Origin of the sequence: Vibrio sp. 10N.286.51.E5, assembly GCF_041469125.1 — a bacterium.
In the GTDB taxonomy this organism is placed as follows: domain Bacteria; phylum Pseudomonadota; class Gammaproteobacteria; order Enterobacterales; family Vibrionaceae; genus Vibrio; species Vibrio crassostreae_C.
In genome coordinates, this window is record NZ_JBFRJZ010000021.1 from 75,868 (window position 1) to 95,135 (window position 19,268).

The 19,268-nt window shown below is 44.6% G+C and carries 14 protein-coding genes; 7 read left to right on the forward strand and 7 right to left on the reverse strand.

Translation table 11 applies throughout. The features are described from left to right. Positions 1-65: 65 nt before the first annotated feature. Positions 66-365, reverse strand: coding sequence for a hypothetical protein (locus AB4161_RS07570; RefSeq protein WP_017060414.1), 300 nt, complete (start codon positions 363-365; stop codon positions 66-68). A 218-nt stretch (positions 366-583) separates the two neighbouring features. Here AB4161_RS07570 and AB4161_RS07575 point away from each other — a divergent pair, with 218 nt between their 5' ends. Both AB4161_RS07575 and AB4161_RS07580 read left to right on the forward strand, forming a co-directional pair. Further along, the gene (locus tag AB4161_RS07575; RefSeq protein ID WP_372083115.1) at positions 584-1,987 is read left to right on the forward strand and encodes a PLP-dependent aminotransferase family protein; all 1,404 of its coding nucleotides are present in this window, start codon (positions 584-586) and stop codon (positions 1,985-1,987) included. 127 nt (positions 1,988-2,114) lie between these two features. Further along, entirely contained in the window at positions 2,115-2,321 is a 207-nt protein-coding gene (locus AB4161_RS07580) for a hypothetical protein (protein WP_004734707.1), read from the forward strand. A gap of 133 nt (positions 2,322-2,454) precedes the next feature. Here AB4161_RS07580 and asnS read toward each other — a convergent pair whose 3' ends face one another. After that, complete coding sequence (asnS, locus tag AB4161_RS07585) at positions 2,455-3,855, reverse strand: asparagine--tRNA ligase (RefSeq protein WP_017060416.1); 1,401 nt, start codon at positions 3,853-3,855, stop codon at positions 2,455-2,457. Between the two features lie 557 nt (positions 3,856-4,412). Between asnS and AB4161_RS07590 the strand changes: the two genes are divergently transcribed. Further along, positions 4,413-5,903, forward strand: a complete 1,491-nt coding sequence (locus AB4161_RS07590) for a SulP family inorganic anion transporter (protein WP_372083116.1) — start codon at positions 4,413-4,415, stop codon at positions 5,901-5,903. Positions 5,904-6,005: 102 nt separating this feature from the next. On the opposite strand, the gene AB4161_RS07595 is transcribed toward AB4161_RS07590, so the two are convergent. Next, the gene (locus AB4161_RS07595) at positions 6,006-7,628 is read right to left on the reverse strand and encodes a methyl-accepting chemotaxis protein (protein WP_372083117.1); all 1,623 of its coding nucleotides are present in this window, start codon (positions 7,626-7,628) and stop codon (positions 6,006-6,008) included. Between the two features lie 774 nt (positions 7,629-8,402). On the opposite strand from AB4161_RS07595, the gene AB4161_RS07600 reads away from it, so the two are divergent. Beyond that, complete coding sequence (locus tag AB4161_RS07600; protein ID WP_017060419.1) at positions 8,403-9,545, forward strand: amino acid permease; 1,143 nt, start codon at positions 8,403-8,405, stop codon at positions 9,543-9,545. A gap of 119 nt (positions 9,546-9,664) precedes the next feature. On the opposite strand, the gene AB4161_RS07605 is transcribed toward AB4161_RS07600, so the two are convergent. From AB4161_RS07605 to AB4161_RS07615, 3 genes are all read right to left on the reverse strand, one after another. After that, positions 9,665-11,026, reverse strand: a complete 1,362-nt coding sequence (locus AB4161_RS07605) for an L-serine ammonia-lyase (protein ID WP_017060420.1) — start codon at positions 11,024-11,026, stop codon at positions 9,665-9,667. A gap of 120 nt (positions 11,027-11,146) precedes the next feature. Beyond that, positions 11,147-12,400, reverse strand: a complete 1,254-nt coding sequence (locus tag AB4161_RS07610; RefSeq protein WP_102320452.1) for an aromatic amino acid transport family protein — start codon at positions 12,398-12,400, stop codon at positions 11,147-11,149. A 309-nt stretch (positions 12,401-12,709) separates the two neighbouring features. Beyond that, the gene (locus AB4161_RS07615; protein ID WP_102320451.1) at positions 12,710-13,309 is read right to left on the reverse strand and encodes a CoA pyrophosphatase; all 600 of its coding nucleotides are present in this window, start codon (positions 13,307-13,309) and stop codon (positions 12,710-12,712) included. Positions 13,310-13,612: 303 nt separating this feature from the next. On the opposite strand from AB4161_RS07615, the gene AB4161_RS07620 reads away from it, so the two are divergent. After that, the gene (locus AB4161_RS07620) at positions 13,613-14,155 is read left to right on the forward strand and encodes a heme NO-binding domain-containing protein (RefSeq protein ID WP_017060423.1); all 543 of its coding nucleotides are present in this window, start codon (positions 13,613-13,615) and stop codon (positions 14,153-14,155) included. Position 14,156: 1 nt separating this feature from the next. Further along, positions 14,157-15,875: an ATP-binding protein gene (locus tag AB4161_RS07625; protein WP_017065652.1), complete on the forward strand. Its 1,719-nt coding sequence runs from the start codon at positions 14,157-14,159 to the stop codon at positions 15,873-15,875. 142 nt (positions 15,876-16,017) lie between these two features. Here the strand turns inward: AB4161_RS07625 and pabB are convergent, their stop codons facing one another. Continuing rightward, entirely contained in the window at positions 16,018-17,397 is a 1,380-nt protein-coding gene (gene pabB, locus AB4161_RS07630; protein WP_372083118.1) for an aminodeoxychorismate synthase component I, read from the reverse strand. Between the two features lie 254 nt (positions 17,398-17,651). On the opposite strand from pabB, the gene AB4161_RS07635 reads away from it, so the two are divergent. Then, positions 17,652-19,169 carry a fumarate hydratase gene (locus tag AB4161_RS07635; RefSeq protein WP_372083119.1) on the forward strand — a complete coding sequence of 506 codons (1,518 nt, stop codon included), beginning with the start codon at positions 17,652-17,654 and terminating at the stop codon, positions 19,167-19,169. Positions 19,170-19,268 lie beyond the last annotated feature (99 nt).

Genomic DNA, 19,268 nt, shown 5'->3' on the forward strand with positions numbered 1-19,268 from the left:
GGCTATTCAGTCTGTGTATTGGGTTAGAATCGCGCGTGATTGAGTTTGCTATCTACTTTACCCCGTTACTTTTTGAGATTGATTTCAGCTTCGATTGAGCCGGTTTCAATCTCAGGGTGAGACGCTAGTTTGTCTGCAGCCCATTGGTTGATGTGTTTCAGAATAGCAGACACCGCGTGTTTTTCCGTTGGTGCTTGGTCTTGTTCGACATCGATCTTTTGCTTTGGATGTGAGCCTGTCGCATCTTCAGCAATATGGAGCCAATCTGGGTGCCAGTAATATGGCTGACCGCTCGGTGTTGTCCAACTGTGAACACCGTTTGACTCTCCTTTATAACTTAATTGGTCTGCTTCTATTTTTTTCATTGTTATCTCGCATGTTTTTGGGTTACATCAAATTATTGAGGTAGAAAGCCAACTTAGCTCCTACCTTGGGTACAAACTTAGCAAAGCTTACAAAGTTATCTGTGAATTAATTCACACTATTGTGGAAATTAGGTGCGATCATATGGATAGCAGCAATAGTTGTTGGCGTAAGTGATAAAATCACCGGCTCACAGAATTTCTCTAGGTAGTACAATTAGATGGCGCGTTATGAAGAGCTTGCAAAGGATATTCGAACTCAGATAGCCAACAATACGTGGCGATCCGGAGAGAAGATCCCTTCGGTACGCATGAGTTGTCGAAATTACAACGTCAGCAATAGTACTGTCTTACAAGCCTACCAGTTGCTAGAAAGCGAAGGGTGGATCATCGCTAAACCTCAGTCGGGCTACTTTGTAGCGCCAAGGCTGGACGGCGTTGACTACGCACAGCCACTCGTTAGTGAAAAGAAAGCCATTAATGACCGCTTATTTGATTTCTTGAAGTCGAGTTCAGCCGAAGGTGTGATTCCTTTCGGCTCTGCATTCCCAGATCCCGACCTTTTCCCGTTACCTACCTTGACTCGAAACCTTGCCAGCGCGGGTAGGAAGATGACTGGCGCGAGTGTGATAAATAATTTACCACCGGGCAGTGAGTCCTTGAGAAGGCAAATCGCACAGCGTTATCTGCAGCAAGGGATCACGGTTAATCATCAAGACATCGTGATTACGTCGGGTGCTATGGAGGCGCTCAACTTGAGCCTGCAAACGGTCACCAAGTCGGGTGATAACGTCGTGATTGAGTCTCCCGCATTCTATGGTGCTCTGCAGGCTGTCGAGAGGCTCGGGCTTAACCCGATCGAAGTGGACGTTTGCCCAATCAATGGGTTGAATATAGAGCAGTTTGAAAACGCGCTACAAAACCAAGATGTTAAAGCGTGTTGGCTGATGACGACTTTTCAAAACCCAACGGGAACCAGTTTGTCGGAACAGGCAAAGCGCCGTGTGGTAGAGATTGCAGAACAGCATGGAACCTACATTATTGAAGATGACGTGTATGGCGATCTTTATTACGAAGGGCATAAGCCGAAGCCACTAAAGGCCTTCGATAAGACCGATTCCGTCTTGCTTTGTGGGTCGTATTCAAAAAGTTTGTGTCCTGGTTATCGAGTAGGGTGGGTTGTGAACACGCGTTTTAACGACGCGATTCAAAAGTTACAGCTTCTTTCTACGTTATCGAGTAGCGCTCCTGTTCAACTTGGTGTCGCTCATTTCTTAACGCATGAAAGCTACGACAATCACCTTCGTAAACTGCGTAAAAACCTTGTCGTCAGGAAAGAGCGATTTATCGATGTCATTAAGCAGTGCTTTCCGCATTCAATAGAGATTGAAGAGCCGGCTGGTGGCTACTTGATATGGATTCGCTTTTCTGAAAAATTCGACAGCCAACAGTTTCATCAACTGGCTATCGAGCAAGGCATTAGCGTTGCATCTGGCGATCTGTTTAGTGAGCATGGCAGAGTGGATAACGCGATACGATTGAACTTCTCTTATGAACTGACAGAAGAGAAAGAACAGGCGCTCATCTGGCTTGGCAAACTGGCACATCAACTTACGCACTCGTAAAACCTTAAGTCCCTCATAAAAAAGACAATCATTCCAACTGTACGGGTTGTTTGTGGGGTAACTGTACGCCTAATTGACCAAAGAGTTGTGATTCAATAACGGTAGACCAAATATTGGAGATACCGTTATGTTGAAAATGACTATGGGAAATGAAGTTAAGCTGATTATTGTCGCTATTGTGTGTGCGCTTCTGCTTATTCTCGGCCACGTACTGCTGGCAAAAGCATTCGCTGATATGGCGTGGGCGGAATACACCACTGCCGCGATCCCATTCGTTATGATGGCAATCTGCGGTCTTGCAATAAAATACGCTATCGACCAAGATGTGGATTAGCTTTTGAAATAATGAGTCTCAGATAGTGGCACGCAGAAGCATCTGGACTCGTTTTATTCCGAACATAAAAAAACCTCCGCAAGTGCGGAGGTTTTTGTTTGTTCTTAACTTTTAATATCGAATAGGTTTCGAATTAGAAGTTTGCAGAGCGTGGTGTACGTGGGAATGGAATCACGTCACGAACGTTACCCATACCTGTTACGTAAGATACTAGACGCTCGAAACCAAGACCGAAACCAGCGTGTGGCACTGTACCGTATTTACGTAGGTCGCGGTACCAGCTCATGTGCTCAGGGTCGATACCCATAGCAATCATACGCTCGTCTAGAATGTCTAGACGCTCTTCACGTTGTGCACCACCGATGATTTCACCGATGCCTGGTGCAAGTACGTCCATTGCTGCAACTGTTTTGCCGTCGTCGTTTAAGCGCATGTAGAAAGCTTTGATGTCTTTCGGGTAGTTCTTAACGATAACAGGTGCTTTGAAGTGCTCTTCAGCTAGGTAACGCTCATGCTCAGAAGACATGTCGATGCCCCACTCAACGTCAAACTCAAATTTCTTACCAGAGTCTAGTAGGATTTGGATTGCGTCAGTGTAGTCAACTTGTGCGAAGTCAGCGTCAACGAATTGCTCTAGACGAGTAATTGCTTGCTTGTCGATGCGAGAAGCGAAGAATTCAAGGTCGTCGCGGCGCTCTTCAAGAACAGCAGCGAAAACGTACTTAAGCATGTCTTCAGCCAGTTTCGCTACATCGTTAAGGTCTGCAAACGCAACTTCAGGCTCAACCATCCAGAACTCAGCTAGGTGGCGGCTTGTGTTTGAGTTTTCAGCACGGAACGTAGGACCGAACGTGTAAACCTTGCTTAGTGCACAAGCATAAGCTTCAGCATTAAGTTGGCCAGATACTGTTAGGAACGTCTCTTTACCGAAAAAATCTTCGTTGAAGTCTACGTCGCCTTTTTCAGTGCGTGGTAGGTTTTCCATGTCTAGCGTAGAAACACGGAACATTTCACCAGCGCCTTCTGCATCAGATGCAGTAATAAGCGGAGCAGAAGTCCAGAAGAAACCTTGCTCGTGGTAGAAACGGTGAATCGCTTGAGATAGACAGTTACGTACACGTGCTACTGCGCCAATCACGTTTGTACGTGGACGTAGGTGAGCAACTTCACGAAGGTACTCGATAGAGTGACGCGTCTTAGCCATTGGGTAAGTGTCAGCGTCTTCAACCCAGCCTACAACTTTAACGTCAGTTGCTGCTAGTTCGAAGTCTTGACCTTTCGCAGGAGACTCAACAATCTTACCCGTTACTTCAACAGAGCAGCCAGTTGTTAGCTTTAATACTTCGTTTTCGTAATTATTAAGATTATTAGGAACCACGGCCTGAATCGGGTCGAAACAAGAGCCGTCATAAATGGCAAGGAAAGAGATTCCAGCTTTGGAATCACGACGTGAACGGATCCAGCCGCGAACAGTTACTTCACTGTCTACCGCTAGCTTGCCGCCAAGTACGTCTGTTACAGGCGCGTAAGTCATGTTGATTTCATTCTCCATTGAGGGACAAATTCAACTCAAAGTCTCTGGCATTGCTGCAAATAAATATACATTTGCACAATAATTAGCCGAAACATCAAGTTGTATAAACTTTTTAAATCGATTGAACATATTACCTGTCATACCGACAGCTTCAACCTTTATTCTTGCTTGGTGAAAGAAATATTGTGTCTACTGACGATAAATAGGTTTGAGGGTGTGTTTTTTGTTCGATCTTAGCGTCAGCCTTACCTTTCACCCTATGTGAGCTGCTGAACGAGCATGGCGTAATCGAAACCTTTGTTTTCAATAATGGGAGTGTGATTGTGTTGAGACTCACTCTATATTGGCGCGGATTCAGTCATTTTGGACTTGATCACCTTCTTAATTTCCCACTAAAGTACAAGAGGAGTTTAATATCTACGTGTTAATTACGCCGCCTTAACCCCTGCATTCTCTCTACACCCGCACTTTTCGAGCGCTCGCTCATTCAAGAAAAACAGTCGATCAAATTATGTCTCAACAAGGCAGGACTGGCTGTACAAGTAAAAGAGAATTACATGCTTAATTATTTAAAAAAACACTGGTTATCAAACGTTAAAGGAGATTCATTATCTGGGATTGTGGTTGCACTCGCATTGATCCCTGAAGCCATCGCATTTTCAATTATTGCAGGCGTTGACCCTAAAGTAGGGCTCTATGCCTCGTTCTGTATTTGTGTCGTCACTGCTTTGGTTGGCAGTCGTCCGGGAATGATTTCCGGTGCAACAGGCGCTATGGCGCTACTAATGGTCACTTTAGTGAGAGAGCACGGACTAGAATATCTACTCGCCGCTTCATTTCTAGCTGGCGTCATTCAGATCGCAGCTGGTTATCTCAAGCTTGGTAACCTGATGAATTTCGTTTCCAAATCGGTGATTACTGGATTTGTTAACGCGCTCGCCATTCTAATTTTCATGGCCCAACTTCCTGAATTAATCAACGTCCCTTCAAGCGTTTACGTGTTAGTCGCTTTGGGTTTGGCGATCATTTATCTGCTTCCTTATTTCCCCAAGTTTGGTCGCGCAATACCTTCTCCACTGGTCGCGATTGTTACCCTGACAATCATTAGTTTGCTCTTCGGCTTAGATGTGAGAACGATTGGCGATATGGGCAAGCTTCCCGATTCACTGCCTGTGTTCTTGATTCCTAATATTCCATTCACGTTTGAGACGCTTGCAACCATCCTGCCATATTCGATTGCTCTGTCTCTGGTTGGCTTGTTGGAATCCTTGATGACAGCGACCATAGTCGATGACCTGACTGATACTGAAAGCAATAAAAACAATGAGTGTAAAGGGCAGGGCGTTGCGAACATCGTGGCTTCCCTTTTTGGTGGAATGGCGGGCTGCGCAATGATCGGTCAGTCGATCATTAACATCAAATCAGGTGGCTTAACCCGATTGTCCAGCATGATCGCTGGGGTGGTTTTGTTGCTAATGGTGGTGTTTGTTTCTGATTGGTTGAAGCTGATACCGATGGCCGCTTTAGTGTCTGTGATGATCATGGTTTCTATCGGCACATTCTCATGGCGTTCCATTGTTGAGCTTAAAGATCACACACTGCCAACCAATGTAACCATGCTAGCAACCGTGGCGGTGGTGGTGTTTACTCATAATTTAGCAATAGGTGTTGCGGTTGGCGTGGTGCTGTCGGCTCTGTTTTATGCACATGCCAGCAAATCCATGGTGTTTATATCCGATGAAGTCGTGACAAACGAAATGCACACCATTCACCGAGTAAAAGGCCATGTCTTCTTTGCTTCGTCAGATGCGTTTGTCGACTTATTTGATTATGACAACGCGACCTCTTTAGTGACCATCGATATATCGGATGCGTCATTCTTAGATAATACCTCGGTCGAGGCGCTTGATAAGGTTGTGTTCAAGTTCCGTAAAAAAGGGGCTAACGTTGAAGTGTCAGGAATGGATAGCGTGAGTGCGAACCTGATAGTCAAACACGCGATGTATCACAAGCATAAAGACTTAACCGCGGTTTCCATTACGCACTAATCTTGGTTTACGGTTCTTTTAAAGCCTGAAAGCCTGAAAGCCTGAATTAGACGTTGCTATGAAGATAAAGCGCTCATTGTTGAGCGCTTTTTTGTTGGCGATCTATGACTTCTTCTTTGTACTCGACAAAGTAAACTGATTAATCAGTGACTCAAGGTGATCAGACAGCTCTTCTAAGTCATTGCTGATGTTGCGAGTTTCAGCCGCAGATTGCGACGTGTTGTTGGCGTGAGAGGTGATGGTCTCAACCTTTTGTTGAACATCTTGAGTCGCTTGTGTGGTGGATTGTGTTTGCTGCTGAATATTCTGTGCGTGAGCCAAGACTTGTTTCATCTCTTCGACCACACCATTCATTTCAATTGAAAGTGCGTCGATATCGGTTGAGCTTTGATGAGCTTGTTCGCAAACGCGATCGGCAGAAGTTAGCGACTCTTCACTGCCTTGCTGGAATTGATGAATGATTGACTCAATGCTGCCTGTTGCTTCTGCGGTTCGCGATGCAAGGTGGCGAACTTCATCTGCCACTACCGCAAACCCACGACCTTGTTCTCCCGCACGAGCTGCTTCAATCGCTGCATTCAAGGCCAGAAGATTGGTTTGGTCAGCAATGCCACGAATCACACTCAATATTGAAGAGACCTCTCCGGTTTGCTCATTGAGTGTCAGTATTTTGTGTTTCACTTCTTCTATGCTGCTAACGAGGTTTTTTATCTCACTGCTTGCGTCGTGTGCTTGGTTGGCACTCTTACATGCCACATCGGCGGTGTGATTAATAAGCTCTGAAGCCGTTAAAGTCGCTTGTTCTACATTGACTTGCTGTGCCTGTATTCCTTCGACATTGTGTTGCACTTCTGCGGTTTCGCTTTGCTGGTCGCTGGCGGCTTGCTCGGTAATTTGCGCGACACTAGTCAGTTGGTTGGCAGACGCATTTAACTTGTGCGAGGTGCTTTGTACCTTTTCTAAGCTGTCAGATACGGTTCCCATGAACGAGTTGATGGAGTTAGCCAGCGTGCCAATCTCATCCTTGCTTTGTTCCGGCAGGCGAGTGGATAGGTTTTTATCGTTGCTGACTTGGGTCATAAAGCGAGAAGTCTGTTGCAGCGGGCGCACGATAATCTTACGAATTAATCCCATCGTAAGGACAAATCCGGCAAACGAGATCACTGCCATAATGCCAATAGCAGCCATGGTTTGAGTGTTAATCAGCGAGTTAACATGGTTAAGGTTATATTCGAGACGAATCGCACCCAAGACTTCACCTTCTGGTGCCATATGACAGGCGACACAATTGGTTCCTCGGTAATCTTCACTCGACTTCATTGGCAGAGCAATAACCAAGCCTTTGCCCCAATCAGCAGAAAAAGGTTCGATAACGGTTTCGCCCGCTAGCGCTCGTTTATCAATATCGTCAACCGGTGTTTGGTTGTCATTACCTGGGCCATATAACTTGCTGACAGCGTCGGCGCGTAAAACACGAACGTCTTCAATGCCTTCTTGAGCCAGTGCTTTCTGACGAAGGGTCTCTTTTTGTGCCATGGTGCCGGTGAGCATCATCAGATTGAGGCTATCGAAGTAGTTACTTGCTTTGTCGTGAAGCTGCTCACTTAACACTGAGTTTACAAGTTGCTTTTGTTGCGAATATTGGAAATAGGTCGATATTGCCAGCAAAAAGGTGAACACGATGGCGAGGGCCACTAGGATTTTAAAGGTGATTGTTGAGCGCATAAGGTGTTTGTTTTTATTAATTATAATGACGCAAATACTGTACTAGTAAGAATTCCTACCACCTATGGGGTATAACGAATTGTGTGACCACACTCCGGTTATGTTTCTGTGATGTAGCGAGTTTGTGTCGTGTCTGATGTTGAAATGGAACGCGCGTCAAGCTCCTCGCTGTTCTTAAAACAGACTGTTGTTTTGGGAAAGTTGAAGTGCAGCATCGAGTTTTGATTGTGCTGATAATTAGAAAAGCCTAGGTTGTTAATTAGCTCGATGTATTTGTCCGCTTGTCTTTTATCAATAAAGACTATTGTTTTAGACGACTTAGTGGTCAATTTATATCCAAATGGTTGTTTTGTTCAATTTAATAGCAAAAATTGTGGTCATAGCGTTGTGTTTCGAGGCTCATTCGATAAGATGAAAAGACCTCTATGATAGAGGTAGGGCAGCAACGGATACGCTGCTTCAAATACTATGGAATGTGACTTATTGGACACATACATGAAATTCAAGATTACATCACCGATTATTGAACCTACGGAAGGTTCACCACATCAGTTAATGCTTACTCACGCTTCTCGTTTTACCTCTTTTAAGACAAGCTCCCCTTTGAACGCCCTGTTCGACAACGTCTCTGCACGCTTCTTTACCGCTTATCGCTCCTATTGTTATTCGTTTTATAACTTTATTTCTATCTGAACTCCTTTGTCATCCGCTCGATGAACGAAGACTCACATCTATAAAAACTAAACAAATAAGTTAAAAACAATGAATATTAAAATGATGGGTAGCTCCCTAATTATCGCTGGTACCGCTCTCGGTGCTGGTATGCTTGCGATCCCAATGGTATTAGCTCAATTCGGATTGCTTTACGGCACACTGCTTATGGTACTGATCTGCTTCGGTACGACTTACGCAGCATTACTACTTCTAGAAGCGACCATCAAAGCGGGTGGCGGTCTAGGATTAAACTCTATTGCCCGAAAAACCTTGGGTAAACAAGGTCAGTTGCTTACCAACGGCTTGCTATACGCGTTGTTGATTTGCCTATTAATGGCTTACATTCTGGGCGCAGGTGACTTGCTGAGTAAGTTACTGTCTAACTTTGGCGTCGAAATTACCGCGACTACCAGTCAAACCGTGTTTACCTTGCTTGCTGGCGCAGTAGTCGCAAGTGGTACTGGTGTGATTGATAAGCTCAATCGAGCATTGTTCTTCGTGATGCTTGCTAGTTTGTTTGCAACCATGGCCTTCTTAGCGCCGAGCATGACTCAAGAAAACTTGATGCAGGTAACCAGCCATGACCACGTTGACCTAATCAAAACCAGTGCCATCCTGTTTACGAGCTTTGGCTTTATGGTGGTGATTCCAACCTTGGTTTCTTACAACCACGAAGCGACAGACAAACAGCTGCGTAACATGGTGATCATCGGTTCTCTGATCCCATTAGTGTGTTACTTGTGTTGGTTGTTTGCGGTAGTGGGTAACTTGAGTGAAGAGCAATTCCGTAGCTTTGAGAACGTATCAGATTTGATGGCGGCGTTTGAGGCTCAGTCTCCTTGGGTGGGTAACGTTCTGTCTACCTTCACTGGCTTGGCGTTGTTGACTTCTTTCTTTGGCGTAGCAATGGCGTTGTTCAACCAGAACAAAGACATGTTCAACCAAAATACAGCGGTAACGTACTGCATTAGCTTTATCTTGCCGTTGGCGGGTTCATTGCTTGCTGCAGACAAGTTCCTACAAGTGCTGAATTACGCAGGCATCATCTTGGTGTTCCTAGCGGTGTTTGTTCCTCTGGTTATGGTTCACAAGCAGCGCTTCATGAAAGTTGCTGATGACCGATACCGAGCAGAAGGTGGCAGCGCAATGATGTTGTTCTCACTGCTGTTTGGTTGTTTCCTGCTTATCTCGCAAGTGATTTAACAAAACAATTTGGTCGGTTGAATCAATCAGTCACCAAGCTTTAGCTCCAAAAGCTTCAGATACAAAAAAGGAACGCCGCGGCGTTCCTTTTTTGTTATCGGTTTATTAATTCAGAATGATTAACAAACAACCTTAACAGCCAAACCACCTTGAGATGTCTCACGGTATTTAGCGTTCATGTCTTTACCTGTTTCTAGCATTGTTTCGATAACTTTATCTAGAGAAACAGTAGGAGCAGAAGAGCGACGAAGCGCCATACGAGTCGAGTTGATTGCTTTAACTGCAGCAATACCGTTACGCTCGATACATGGTACTTGTACTTGGCCAGCAACTGGGTCACATGTTAGACCTAGGTTGTGCTCCATGCCGATTTCTGCAGCCATACATACTTGCTCAGGGCTACCACCCATAAGCTCAGCAAGACCAGCAGCAGCCATAGAGCATGCCACACCAACTTCACCCTGACAGCCAACTTCAGCACCAGAGATTGAAGCGTTACGCTTGTAAAGACCACCGATCGCGCCAGAAGCTGCGAAGTAACGGATGTAATCTTTCTCTGTCACTGTTTGGATGAACTTATCGTAGTAAGCCAATACAGCAGGGATGATGCCACATGCGCCGTTTGTTGGTGCCGTTACTACACGGCCGCCAGCTGCATTTTCTTCGTTTACTGCGAAAGCAAACATGTTTACCCAGTCAACAACCGACATTGGATCATTGGTTGTTTTTTCTGAAGTCATTAGCTGTTGGCGAAGTGCTGCTGCACGGCGAGGAACACGTAGTGGACCAGGCAGGATACCTTCAGTATTCATACCGCGATCCATACACTCACGCATCGTTTTCCAGATGTTAGCGAAGTAAGTGCGAGACTCTTCGTCTGAGTGGAACGCTGCTTGGTTTTTCATAACCAGTGTACTGATAGAAAGACCGCTTTCTTTGCACTGATTAACCAGCTCTTCAGCTGTTGTGAATTCGTAAGGTGCTTTGATTGGGTTTTCTTCTTCTTTGCCGAAGTTCTCTTCGTCAACGATGAAACCGCCGCCAATTGAGTAGTACGTTTTTGAGTATGCAACTTCGTCACCAACCCATGCATGAATGCTCATGCCGTTCTCGTGTAGAGAAAGGTTGCTAGTGTGGAAGTTCATACCGCCATCGCGTGGGAACGATACTGTATGACAGTGCATGCCAACAGGAAGGCGCTCAGTTTCTTCTACGCGAGCAATGAAGCCAGCAATAGAATCGATATCAACACGCTCAGGAGTATTGCCAGCAAGACCCATGATGATTGCGATATCTGTGTGGTGACCTTTCCCTGTCAGTGATAGTGATCCATATACGTCCACGGTGATTTTAGTGATGTCGCGCAATTTTCCCATTGAACGTAGGTCATCAATAAATTCTTTACCCGCTTTCATTGGTCCAACTGTGTGTGAGCTCGATGGACCAACACCGATTTTATAGATATCAAATACACTAATCATAGCGATTACCTCAAAAAGAGAGCCTCTCAAGGGGAGTAGGGAGGCTCATTTATTATCATTATATTTTTTGTCTAATCTCGTGATATAAGATGGATGCCATCTTATAAAAAGGGCTTGAGATTAAAGAGCGCCGTAGATTACAGAGCTAATAGCCGCTAGACCACATAAAGCTGTAAAGATTTGTACAGGTGCTGAAGTTTTGTACTTAGCCATTGCTGGTACTTTCTGCATCGCGAACACAGGCATTAGGAACAGGATAGCTGCAATCATTGGAGCACCCATTGTTTCAATCATACCTAGGATACTTGGGTTAACTACCGCAACAATCCAAGTTGTAACAACGATGAACGCTAGAGATGCTTTTTCGATAGTGCTTACTGAAGAACCAGAGCGAGACTTGATTAGACCAACAAGACCTTCGTGAGCACCTAGGAAGTGACCGAAGTAGCTAGAAGTAATCGCTGCGAATGCTACAAGAGGACCCATGTAAGAGATAAGTGGAGACTCGTGAACGTTAGCTAGGTAAGAAAGAACAGAGATGTTCTGTGCTTGCGCTGTTGCTAGTTGCTCTGGAGATAGAGAAAGCACTACAGAGAATACGAAGAACATTACAAAACCCATCAGCATCATTGCTGCGCCACCAGTGATCGCGTCAGTTTTCTTAACTGCGTCATCACCGTATACACGACGTTGCTCTTTAGAGAACTGTGAAATGATTGGGCTGTGGTTGAAAGAGAACACGATGATTGGAATAGCAAGCCAGATAATAGAAGGCATTGTTGACCATTCTGGGCTTACGTCCATCATTGAAGTGTTCCAATCAGGAACTAGGTAAAAAGATAGCGCTAGTAGGATGAATACTAGTGGGTAAACCATTGCTGAAGTTGCTTTAAGCATCAGCTCTTTACCGAATACAACACCTGCTGTCATAGCAAGGATAAGTGCACCAGAAAGAAGAGGACGAGGAATAGATTCCATACCCATTTGGTTTACTAGGAAAGAATCAACTGTGTTTGTGATACCAACACCGTAGATAAGAACGATCGGGTAGATAGCGAAGAAGTAAGCAAAAGTAATAATGTTTGCGCCAGTCTTACCGAAGTGCTCTTCAACTGTGTCTGTAATATCAGCTTCAGGGTTTTTAGCAGACAGTACGAAACGAGCTAGAGATTTGTGTGCGAACCAAGTCATTGGTGCCGCAATTAGAGCTAGGATAACTAATGGCCAAAAACCACCCGCACCAGCTTTGATTGGAAGGAATAGTACGCCAGCACCAACTGCTGTACCGAATAGTGATAAACACCAGGTAAAATCTTTATAGTTAAACTTGCTTGAATCTTTAACGGCATTTGCCGAAGAAGTTGTTGTGTTCATGTTAAATTACTCATTTTTTGGGAACAGGAAATAAGTCGGGGATAATTCTGCAGAATTTTCTTCTGCAAAAAATAGATCTAAATCATGTAATGAAACGGCGTGTCACATGATATGCGAAAAACGAATTTTTGATCACGAAAATAGCGTGCTACATGTGATTTATGTTTATGTCTGGTATTAGTTTTATTTATGCGAAAGGCGGGGTTGTATAGATTTATACCAGGGAAACGTTTGCGTAAAATTGCATTAATAAATCTGTTCCATAGAAAGTCTGGATTTTGTTAACAGAGATTAAACAAAACGTAGTTGCTATGTGATTCGTTGCAGTACGTGTTGCTGCAGCGATTGGATAATTTGCGCCGTAACGCCCCAAATTAGGTGCTCTTGGAAGGGCATAGCAAAAACCCGATGCTTGATTTGTTTAAAGTTAACAGTGTGGCTGTGTAACTTGGCTTGGTCTAAAACATAGGTAGCGGGTACCTCAAAAATTGAGGCAACTTCGTTCTCATCAATGATGGCTTCATAGTCAGGATCGACCATGGCAATAATCGGCGTCACAGAAAATTTACTAATAGTACTCAATGCTGGTAATTGCCCAATAATTTTAACTTGATCCGATCGAATTCCCACCTCCTCATGGAGCTCTCTGAGTGCAGTGAATTGCATAGAAGGGTCAGAAAGTTCGTGTTTACCACCAGGAAAGCTGACTTGGCCGGGGTGATGCTTTAAATGAGCCGCTCTTTTAGTAAAAATGACATGTAAACCATCTTCTCTTTCAACTAAACCTACCACCACTGCCGCTTTACGTAATTGCTCGCCACTGATGTGCGAAACACGCTCTACTGACTCAGGATGATAGCCAACGGTAGGGTTAAGTTGGAATTGCTGAAGGAAGTTTTCTTTATTCATATCAAGCCAATATATTGATTATTATGATTTTAAGTATAGACATAACCGTGGGTTGATTACCAATATCGAGTTTTTCTTCATTCAATTTCCCTCTTTTAGCTATTAATTGGGCGTCATGAGGGGCTGTTTACCGATGAATCTCCTCAAAATGACGATTTTTGCTATATTCAATATGTGCATACAGGCGAGTAAGCGTTACCCATGTCATAAAATTGGGTGACGAAACGTAGATTTTTTGTTTAAGAATTTGATAACAATAACTTAGTGGACCATTCTAAAAAGAAATAGAAGAAAAGGTATGAGATGAAAGGAATCATATTCACCGAATTTTTAGAGCTTGTTGAAGACAAGTTTGGGCTAGAGCTTTTGGAAGAAGTTCTAGAAATGTCAGAAGATGAAGGAATCTATACGTCGGTCGGCAGTTACGACCACAAAGACCTTGTCAGGTTGATTATCAACTTGAGTAAGAAAACCGATATTGATGCGGCAAGCTTGCAACGCGTGTTTGGGCAGTCTGTATTTAAGAACTTACTGGCCTCATTACCGAATAAAGCGAGCCTTGCTCACAGCAATACCACCTTTCAATTTATTCAGCACGTAGAGCGTTACATTCATGTTGAAGTGAAGAAGCTCTATCCGGATGCTGAGCCACCTGAATTCAGTTTTATCACCACGACCGAAGCACAACTTGTTTTTGACTACAAAAGCGCAAGGTGTATGTCTCATGTTTGCTTAGGGCTTATTGAAGGATGTGCTGAATACCACGGTGAATCTATCGCGGTGGAGATGACGCCACAAAATGATGACCAAAGCGTGGTTAGGTTTAATCTCAAAGTAGAAAAGTAATATGGATCTGGCATCTGCCCTAGAGAAGAAGCTTAAGCGTCAAATCGCGGCAAGAAAAGCGGCTGAAGGATTGTTGGAACAGAAGAGCCTCGAACTGTTCGAGGCTAACCAACAACTTGAGCTTGCTTTGCGTCAGTTAGAAAAGCGCTCCAACGCGAATATACGCCGCATTGAATTCCAAGAACAAATCGACAACCTGTTGATTGATTTTGGGCGCGCGTTTCTAAGAAATGATCTCGATGATGTCATGCTATCTGAACTAACGACCAACGTGACTAACAGTTACTTAATCGAAGCCAGTCGTTTGATTCTACCTCCCAAGCTCATCCCTCAGTTACAGACCTATGATTATGGCGATGAGACTGTCGAGGTGTTAGAGCAAGACATTCAAGAACCTCATTGGCAAGACAACCTACTGACCGTGCCCTTAGAGGTTGAAAAAGTCATAGTTGGTGCGTTAATCGTCAGAGTCAGGTTGTTAGACCAAGACTACGAGTTTATCCAAAGCCAACTGTTGTTGGTCACGGACCTTATCTGCAGTGCCTTAACCCATCAACTAGCAATCAACCGAAATATTGAATCACGTAAACGAGCGGAAGAGTCCGAAAGGGCAACTCGTGATTTTGTGGCGATGATTAACCATGAGTTAAGAACACCGCTTAATGGCCTGCTAGGCAGTGCCGAGTTGATCAGTGATACGGAACTGAACAGCTCTCAGCGTGAGATAGTGAACAACCTGAGCCAATCTGGAGAGTTTCTCCGAACCATCATTAATGATCTATTGGATTACAGCAAAATCAATGCAGGGATGTTGGAGCTTATTCCAAAGAAATTTGCCCTACGTGATTTGAGAAACACGATTGAAAGCATCTTCGTCAATCGAGCAATTGAGAAGCAGCTCGAATTCAATATCAGTGTTACGTCAAACGTTCCCTCCCATTTCCAAGGCGATTTAGAGCGCATCACACAACTGTTTGTGAACTTAATAGGTAATGCGATTAAATTTACAGAAGAAGGGCATGTGAATGTTGATATTGAGTGGGACAAAAACCAATTTGTTTTCTCTGTAGAAGATACCGGAGTCGGAATTGCTGAATCAGCACATAAGACGCTATTTGAACCTTTTACACAGGCAGATAACTCAAGTAGCCGAAACTATGAGGGCACCGGGCTTGGCTTAGCGATTTGTCGCAAACTGGTGGCTCTGATGAATGGCGATATTGGGGTGACCAGTGTTGTTGGCTCAGGCACGACCTTTACCATCTCGATTCCTCTTCAAGTTGTCGATGTTCCGGCAGAGAGTGATAGTGTCGCCAAGGGCTTTGAGTCTGAAGCGGAATTGTCACTACTTAAAGTGCTGGTGGTTGATGATATTAAGATGAACCAGATCATCATCCAGCAAATGCTTCGTAAACATGAGATTGAACCTGCTATCGCAAGCAATGGTGTCGAAGGGTTTGAACTCGCGTCAGACAATGAATACGATATTGTATTCATGGATTGCAGAATGCCTGTTATGGACGGGTTTGAAGCAACAGAGAAGCTAAGAGAGAAGGGTTACGTTAAATCTATTGTGGCTCTGACCGCCGGAACGACATTGGAAGAACGCGAACGTTGTATTCAGTGTGGGATGGATGACATTTTGAGTAAACCTTACACCGCCAACGATCTGAAAGAGATGCTTAAGAAGTGGGGGGTCTCTGCGGTGAAGGTCGCTTAAACACGCGAATAAAGCGTTGTGAGTTATGTACTCTAACTTACAGACTAAAAAACCGAAGTGATCTTACGATCCTTCGGTTTCTTTTTATATCGAACTTTTGCTAGCCGTTAAGCTACGGAACTCGCAGTTAATGACACTAGGTTTAGCAATCTTCAAGTACCGGTAGAATTCGACTCAGCTTATCCAGTGTTTCTTGGTATTCAGAAGCACAATCACTATCAAATACCACACCACCGCCAGCCCAAGCATAAAGCGTGTTGTTCTCGGCGACTAATGTACGAATGGTAATACTGGTATCCATTCTGCCATTTCGGCTGATGTAGCCAATACTGCCGCAGTACGCTGAACGTCGATGCGGTTCTAACTCTTCAATGATCTGCATCGCGCGAACTTTTGGTGCGCCAGTAATCGAGCCTCCAGGGAAACAGGCTCTCAGAAGGTCAGTTGCAGAGTATTGGTCATCAAGGTCCGCTCGTATCGTGCTCACTAAGTGGTGCACGGCAGGGAAGCTTTCAATATCGAAGAGCTTTGGTACATGCACTGTGCCCGGTTTTGCTACTCGGCCAATGTCATTACGAAGTAGGTCGACGATCATCAAGTTTTCCGCCTGATCTTTATCGGCGCTTGCTAGGTCTTGCGCGTTGGCATTATCAATCATCGGGTCCTCAGAACGAGGTCGTGTGCCTTTGATTGGCTTGGTTTCAATGACGTTGTCTTTGAGTTCTAAGAAACGCTCTGGCGAAACACTGATGATTGCGCAGTCGGCCAAACGGATAAAACCCGAAAAGGGCGCTGAGTTGTACTGTTCTAACTTGTCATAAGCCAGCCATTCACTACCTTGGTATTGGGCATTGAAGCGCTGAGCTAAGTTAATCTGATAGCAGTCCCCGGATAACAGGTACTCTTGAACACTATCGAACTTAGTGGCGTAGCTCTCTTCGCTCATATTGGATTGCCACGGTGTGGTTAACCCAAAGGGCGCATGTGATAGGTGTGATTGAGCCATCTGCTGCATTAGCCAATCATGATGTTCATCGATATTGCTACCGACAATACACGCCGTTTTCAATTGGTGGTCAACGATAACAGCCCATTCATACAAGCCAACTGCCATGTCAGGTGCTTCAATATCACGCTTTGCGAGTGATGGAAGTGTCTCGACTCTGCGCCCTAAATCATAGCTAAAATAGCCTAAAGCGCCGCCAACGAATGGCAACTGAGTGTGCTCTTTAGTCGCAGGCAATAATTGTTGCTGATATTGGTCGAGTAGTTCGAAAGGATCAGAGTCTGAAACCTCGCACGTCTCATTAACATTAACGGTCGTTTCTGCACCGATTGTCTCGAAGGTGGCGATGGGTTGAGCAACTAAAATATCGTATCGACTATCAACGTGGCTTTCTGAAGCGGAGCGTAATAGCATTGCCCACGGCAGGTTTTCAATATGGGAAAACAGCTGTTTAGCTAAAGTTGATTGATATTCAAGCGGCTGGATTTGGATAGAGCGAAATTCGTTGTTATTCATTTGTTTAATTTGTGACAAAGAGTTCGATCACTGCATGGCGTGTGAGAGGAAGCAAGAGTATCATAAATTGAAAATAAAATGGGTTCTTGATTAGAACGGAGTAATCCAAGTGGTTTAGTTTAAAGCTATGCAAGCGATTGCTAAAGCAACTAAATACAGCTCAACACAATAAAAAGCTAAACCACCTAATTCGATTTGGCACATATAGTCAAACTGTGAACCCATATGGAACCAGAACAATAAAGAGGCATGCAATGACGGTTATTCGTAAGCAAGATGTGATCAGCAGTGTCGCTGACGCACTTCAGTACATTTCTTATTATCACCCTTTAGACTTTGTCCAAGCCCTAGAAAAAGCGTACGAGAAAGAAGAGAGCCAAGCAGCTAAAGATGCGATCGCTCAGATTCTTATCAACTCGCGCATGTCTGCGGAAGGCCATCGTCCAATTTGTCAGGATACGGGTATTGTTACTTGTTTCGTGAACATCGGTATGGATGTTAGGTGGGAAACGGATCAAACAGTACAACAGATGGTTGATGAAGGCGTTCGTCAAGCTTACAACAACCCAGATAACCCATTGCGTGCATCTGTCCTAATGGACCCTGCAGGTAAGCGTATTAATACCAAAGACAACACACCAGCGGTTGTCCACATTAATATGATTCCAGGCAACAAAGTTGAAATTCAAATCGCGGCTAAGGGCGGCGGTTCTGAGAACAAAACCAAGATGGTTATGCTGAACCCTTCTGATGATATTGCAGAATGGGTAGAGAAGACGTTACCAACAATGGGTGCAGGCTGGTGTCCACCGGGTATGCTAGGTATAGGCATTGGCGGTACGGCTGAGAAAGCAGCTGTGCTAGCGAAAGAATCTTTGATGGAACACATCGATATTCAAGAGCTTATCGAAAAAGGCCCTGAGAACGCAGAAGAAGAGCTTCGCCTAGACATCTTCAACCGTGTAAACAAGCTAGGTATTGGTGCACAAGGTCTTGGCGGTCTAACGACTGTGGTTGACGTAAAAATCAAAACAGCACCAACACACGCAGCATCTAAGCCAGTTTGCTTGATCCCGAACTGTGCAGCAACGCGTCACGTTCACTTCACGCTAGATGGCAGCGGCCCAGCAGAGCTAACGCCACCTAAGTTAGAAGAGTGGCCAGACATCACTTGGGAAGCGGGCGCAAATACACGCCGTGTTAACCTTGATGAAGTGACTAAAGAAGACGTACAAGAGTGGAAGACCGGCGAAACGGTTCTTCTGTCAGGTAAGATCTTAACCGGTCGTGATGCTGCTCATAAACGTATTCAAGGCATGCTAGAAAGCGGCGAAGGCTTACCAGCCGGCGTTGATTTCAAAGGCAAGTTCATTTACTACGTGGGTCCTGTTGATGCTGTAGGTGATGAAGCGGTAGGTCCTGCGGGCCCAACAACTTCAACACGTATGGATAAGTTCACTGAAATGATGCTGAACGAAACTGGCATTATGGGCATGATCGGTAAAGCGGAACGTGGCCCTGCAACGGTTGAATCAATCAAAGAGCACAAAGCGGTTTACCTAATGGCGGTTGGTGGTGCAGCTTATTTAGTCGCAAAAGCAATTAAAAAAGCACGCGTTGTTGCGTTTGAAGATCTCGGTATGGAAGCGATTTACGAGTTTGAAGTTGAAGATATGCCTGTAACGGTAGCGGTTGACTCTAACGGCGTGAACGCACACCAGATCGGCCCTGACACGTGGAAAGTGAAGATTGCTGAAGCTGAGAAAGCGTAATTAATCGATGCCAAAAAATCGTAATTGTCGCTAACTTCAGCGTTTGAATTGCAATTTTTGACAGAAAGTTAAAGACAAAAGTGCAGCATTATCTGCACT

Excerpts from the sequence above, each read along its gene's own strand:
- AB4161_RS07615 (WP_102320451.1), bottom strand. The coding sequence starts at position 13,309 with ATGAATAAAGAAAACTTCCTTCAGCAATTCCAACTTAACCCTACCGTT.
- AB4161_RS07580 (WP_004734707.1), top strand. The coding sequence starts at position 2,115 with ATGTTGAAAATGACTATGGGAAATGAAGTTAAGCTGATTATTGTCGCT.
- AB4161_RS07595 (WP_372083117.1), bottom strand. The coding sequence starts at position 7,628 with ATGCGCTCAACAATCACCTTTAAAATCCTAGTGGCCCTCGCCATCGTG.
- AB4161_RS07605 (WP_017060420.1), bottom strand. The coding sequence starts at position 11,026 with ATGATTAGTGTATTTGATATCTATAAAATCGGTGTTGGTCCATCGAGC.
- AB4161_RS07570 (WP_017060414.1), bottom strand. The coding sequence starts at position 365 with ATGAAAAAAATAGAAGCAGACCAATTAAGTTATAAAGGAGAGTCAAAC.
- AB4161_RS07590 (WP_372083116.1), top strand. The coding sequence starts at position 4,413 with ATGCTTAATTATTTAAAAAAACACTGGTTATCAAACGTTAAAGGAGAT.
- pabB (WP_372083118.1), bottom strand. The coding sequence starts at position 17,397 with ATGAATAACAACGAATTTCGCTCTATCCAAATCCAGCCGCTTGAATAT.
- AB4161_RS07635 (WP_372083119.1), top strand. The coding sequence starts at position 17,652 with ATGACGGTTATTCGTAAGCAAGATGTGATCAGCAGTGTCGCTGACGCA.
- asnS (WP_017060416.1), bottom strand. The coding sequence starts at position 3,855 with ATGACTTACGCGCCTGTAACAGACGTACTTGGCGGCAAGCTAGCGGTA.
- AB4161_RS07620 (WP_017060423.1), top strand. The coding sequence starts at position 13,613 with ATGAAAGGAATCATATTCACCGAATTTTTAGAGCTTGTTGAAGACAAG.
- AB4161_RS07610 (WP_102320452.1), bottom strand. The coding sequence starts at position 12,400 with ATGAACACAACAACTTCTTCGGCAAATGCCGTTAAAGATTCAAGCAAG.
- AB4161_RS07625 (WP_017065652.1), top strand. The coding sequence starts at position 14,157 with ATGGATCTGGCATCTGCCCTAGAGAAGAAGCTTAAGCGTCAAATCGCG.
- AB4161_RS07575 (WP_372083115.1), top strand. The coding sequence starts at position 584 with ATGGCGCGTTATGAAGAGCTTGCAAAGGATATTCGAACTCAGATAGCC.
- AB4161_RS07600 (WP_017060419.1), top strand. The coding sequence starts at position 8,403 with ATGATGGGTAGCTCCCTAATTATCGCTGGTACCGCTCTCGGTGCTGGT.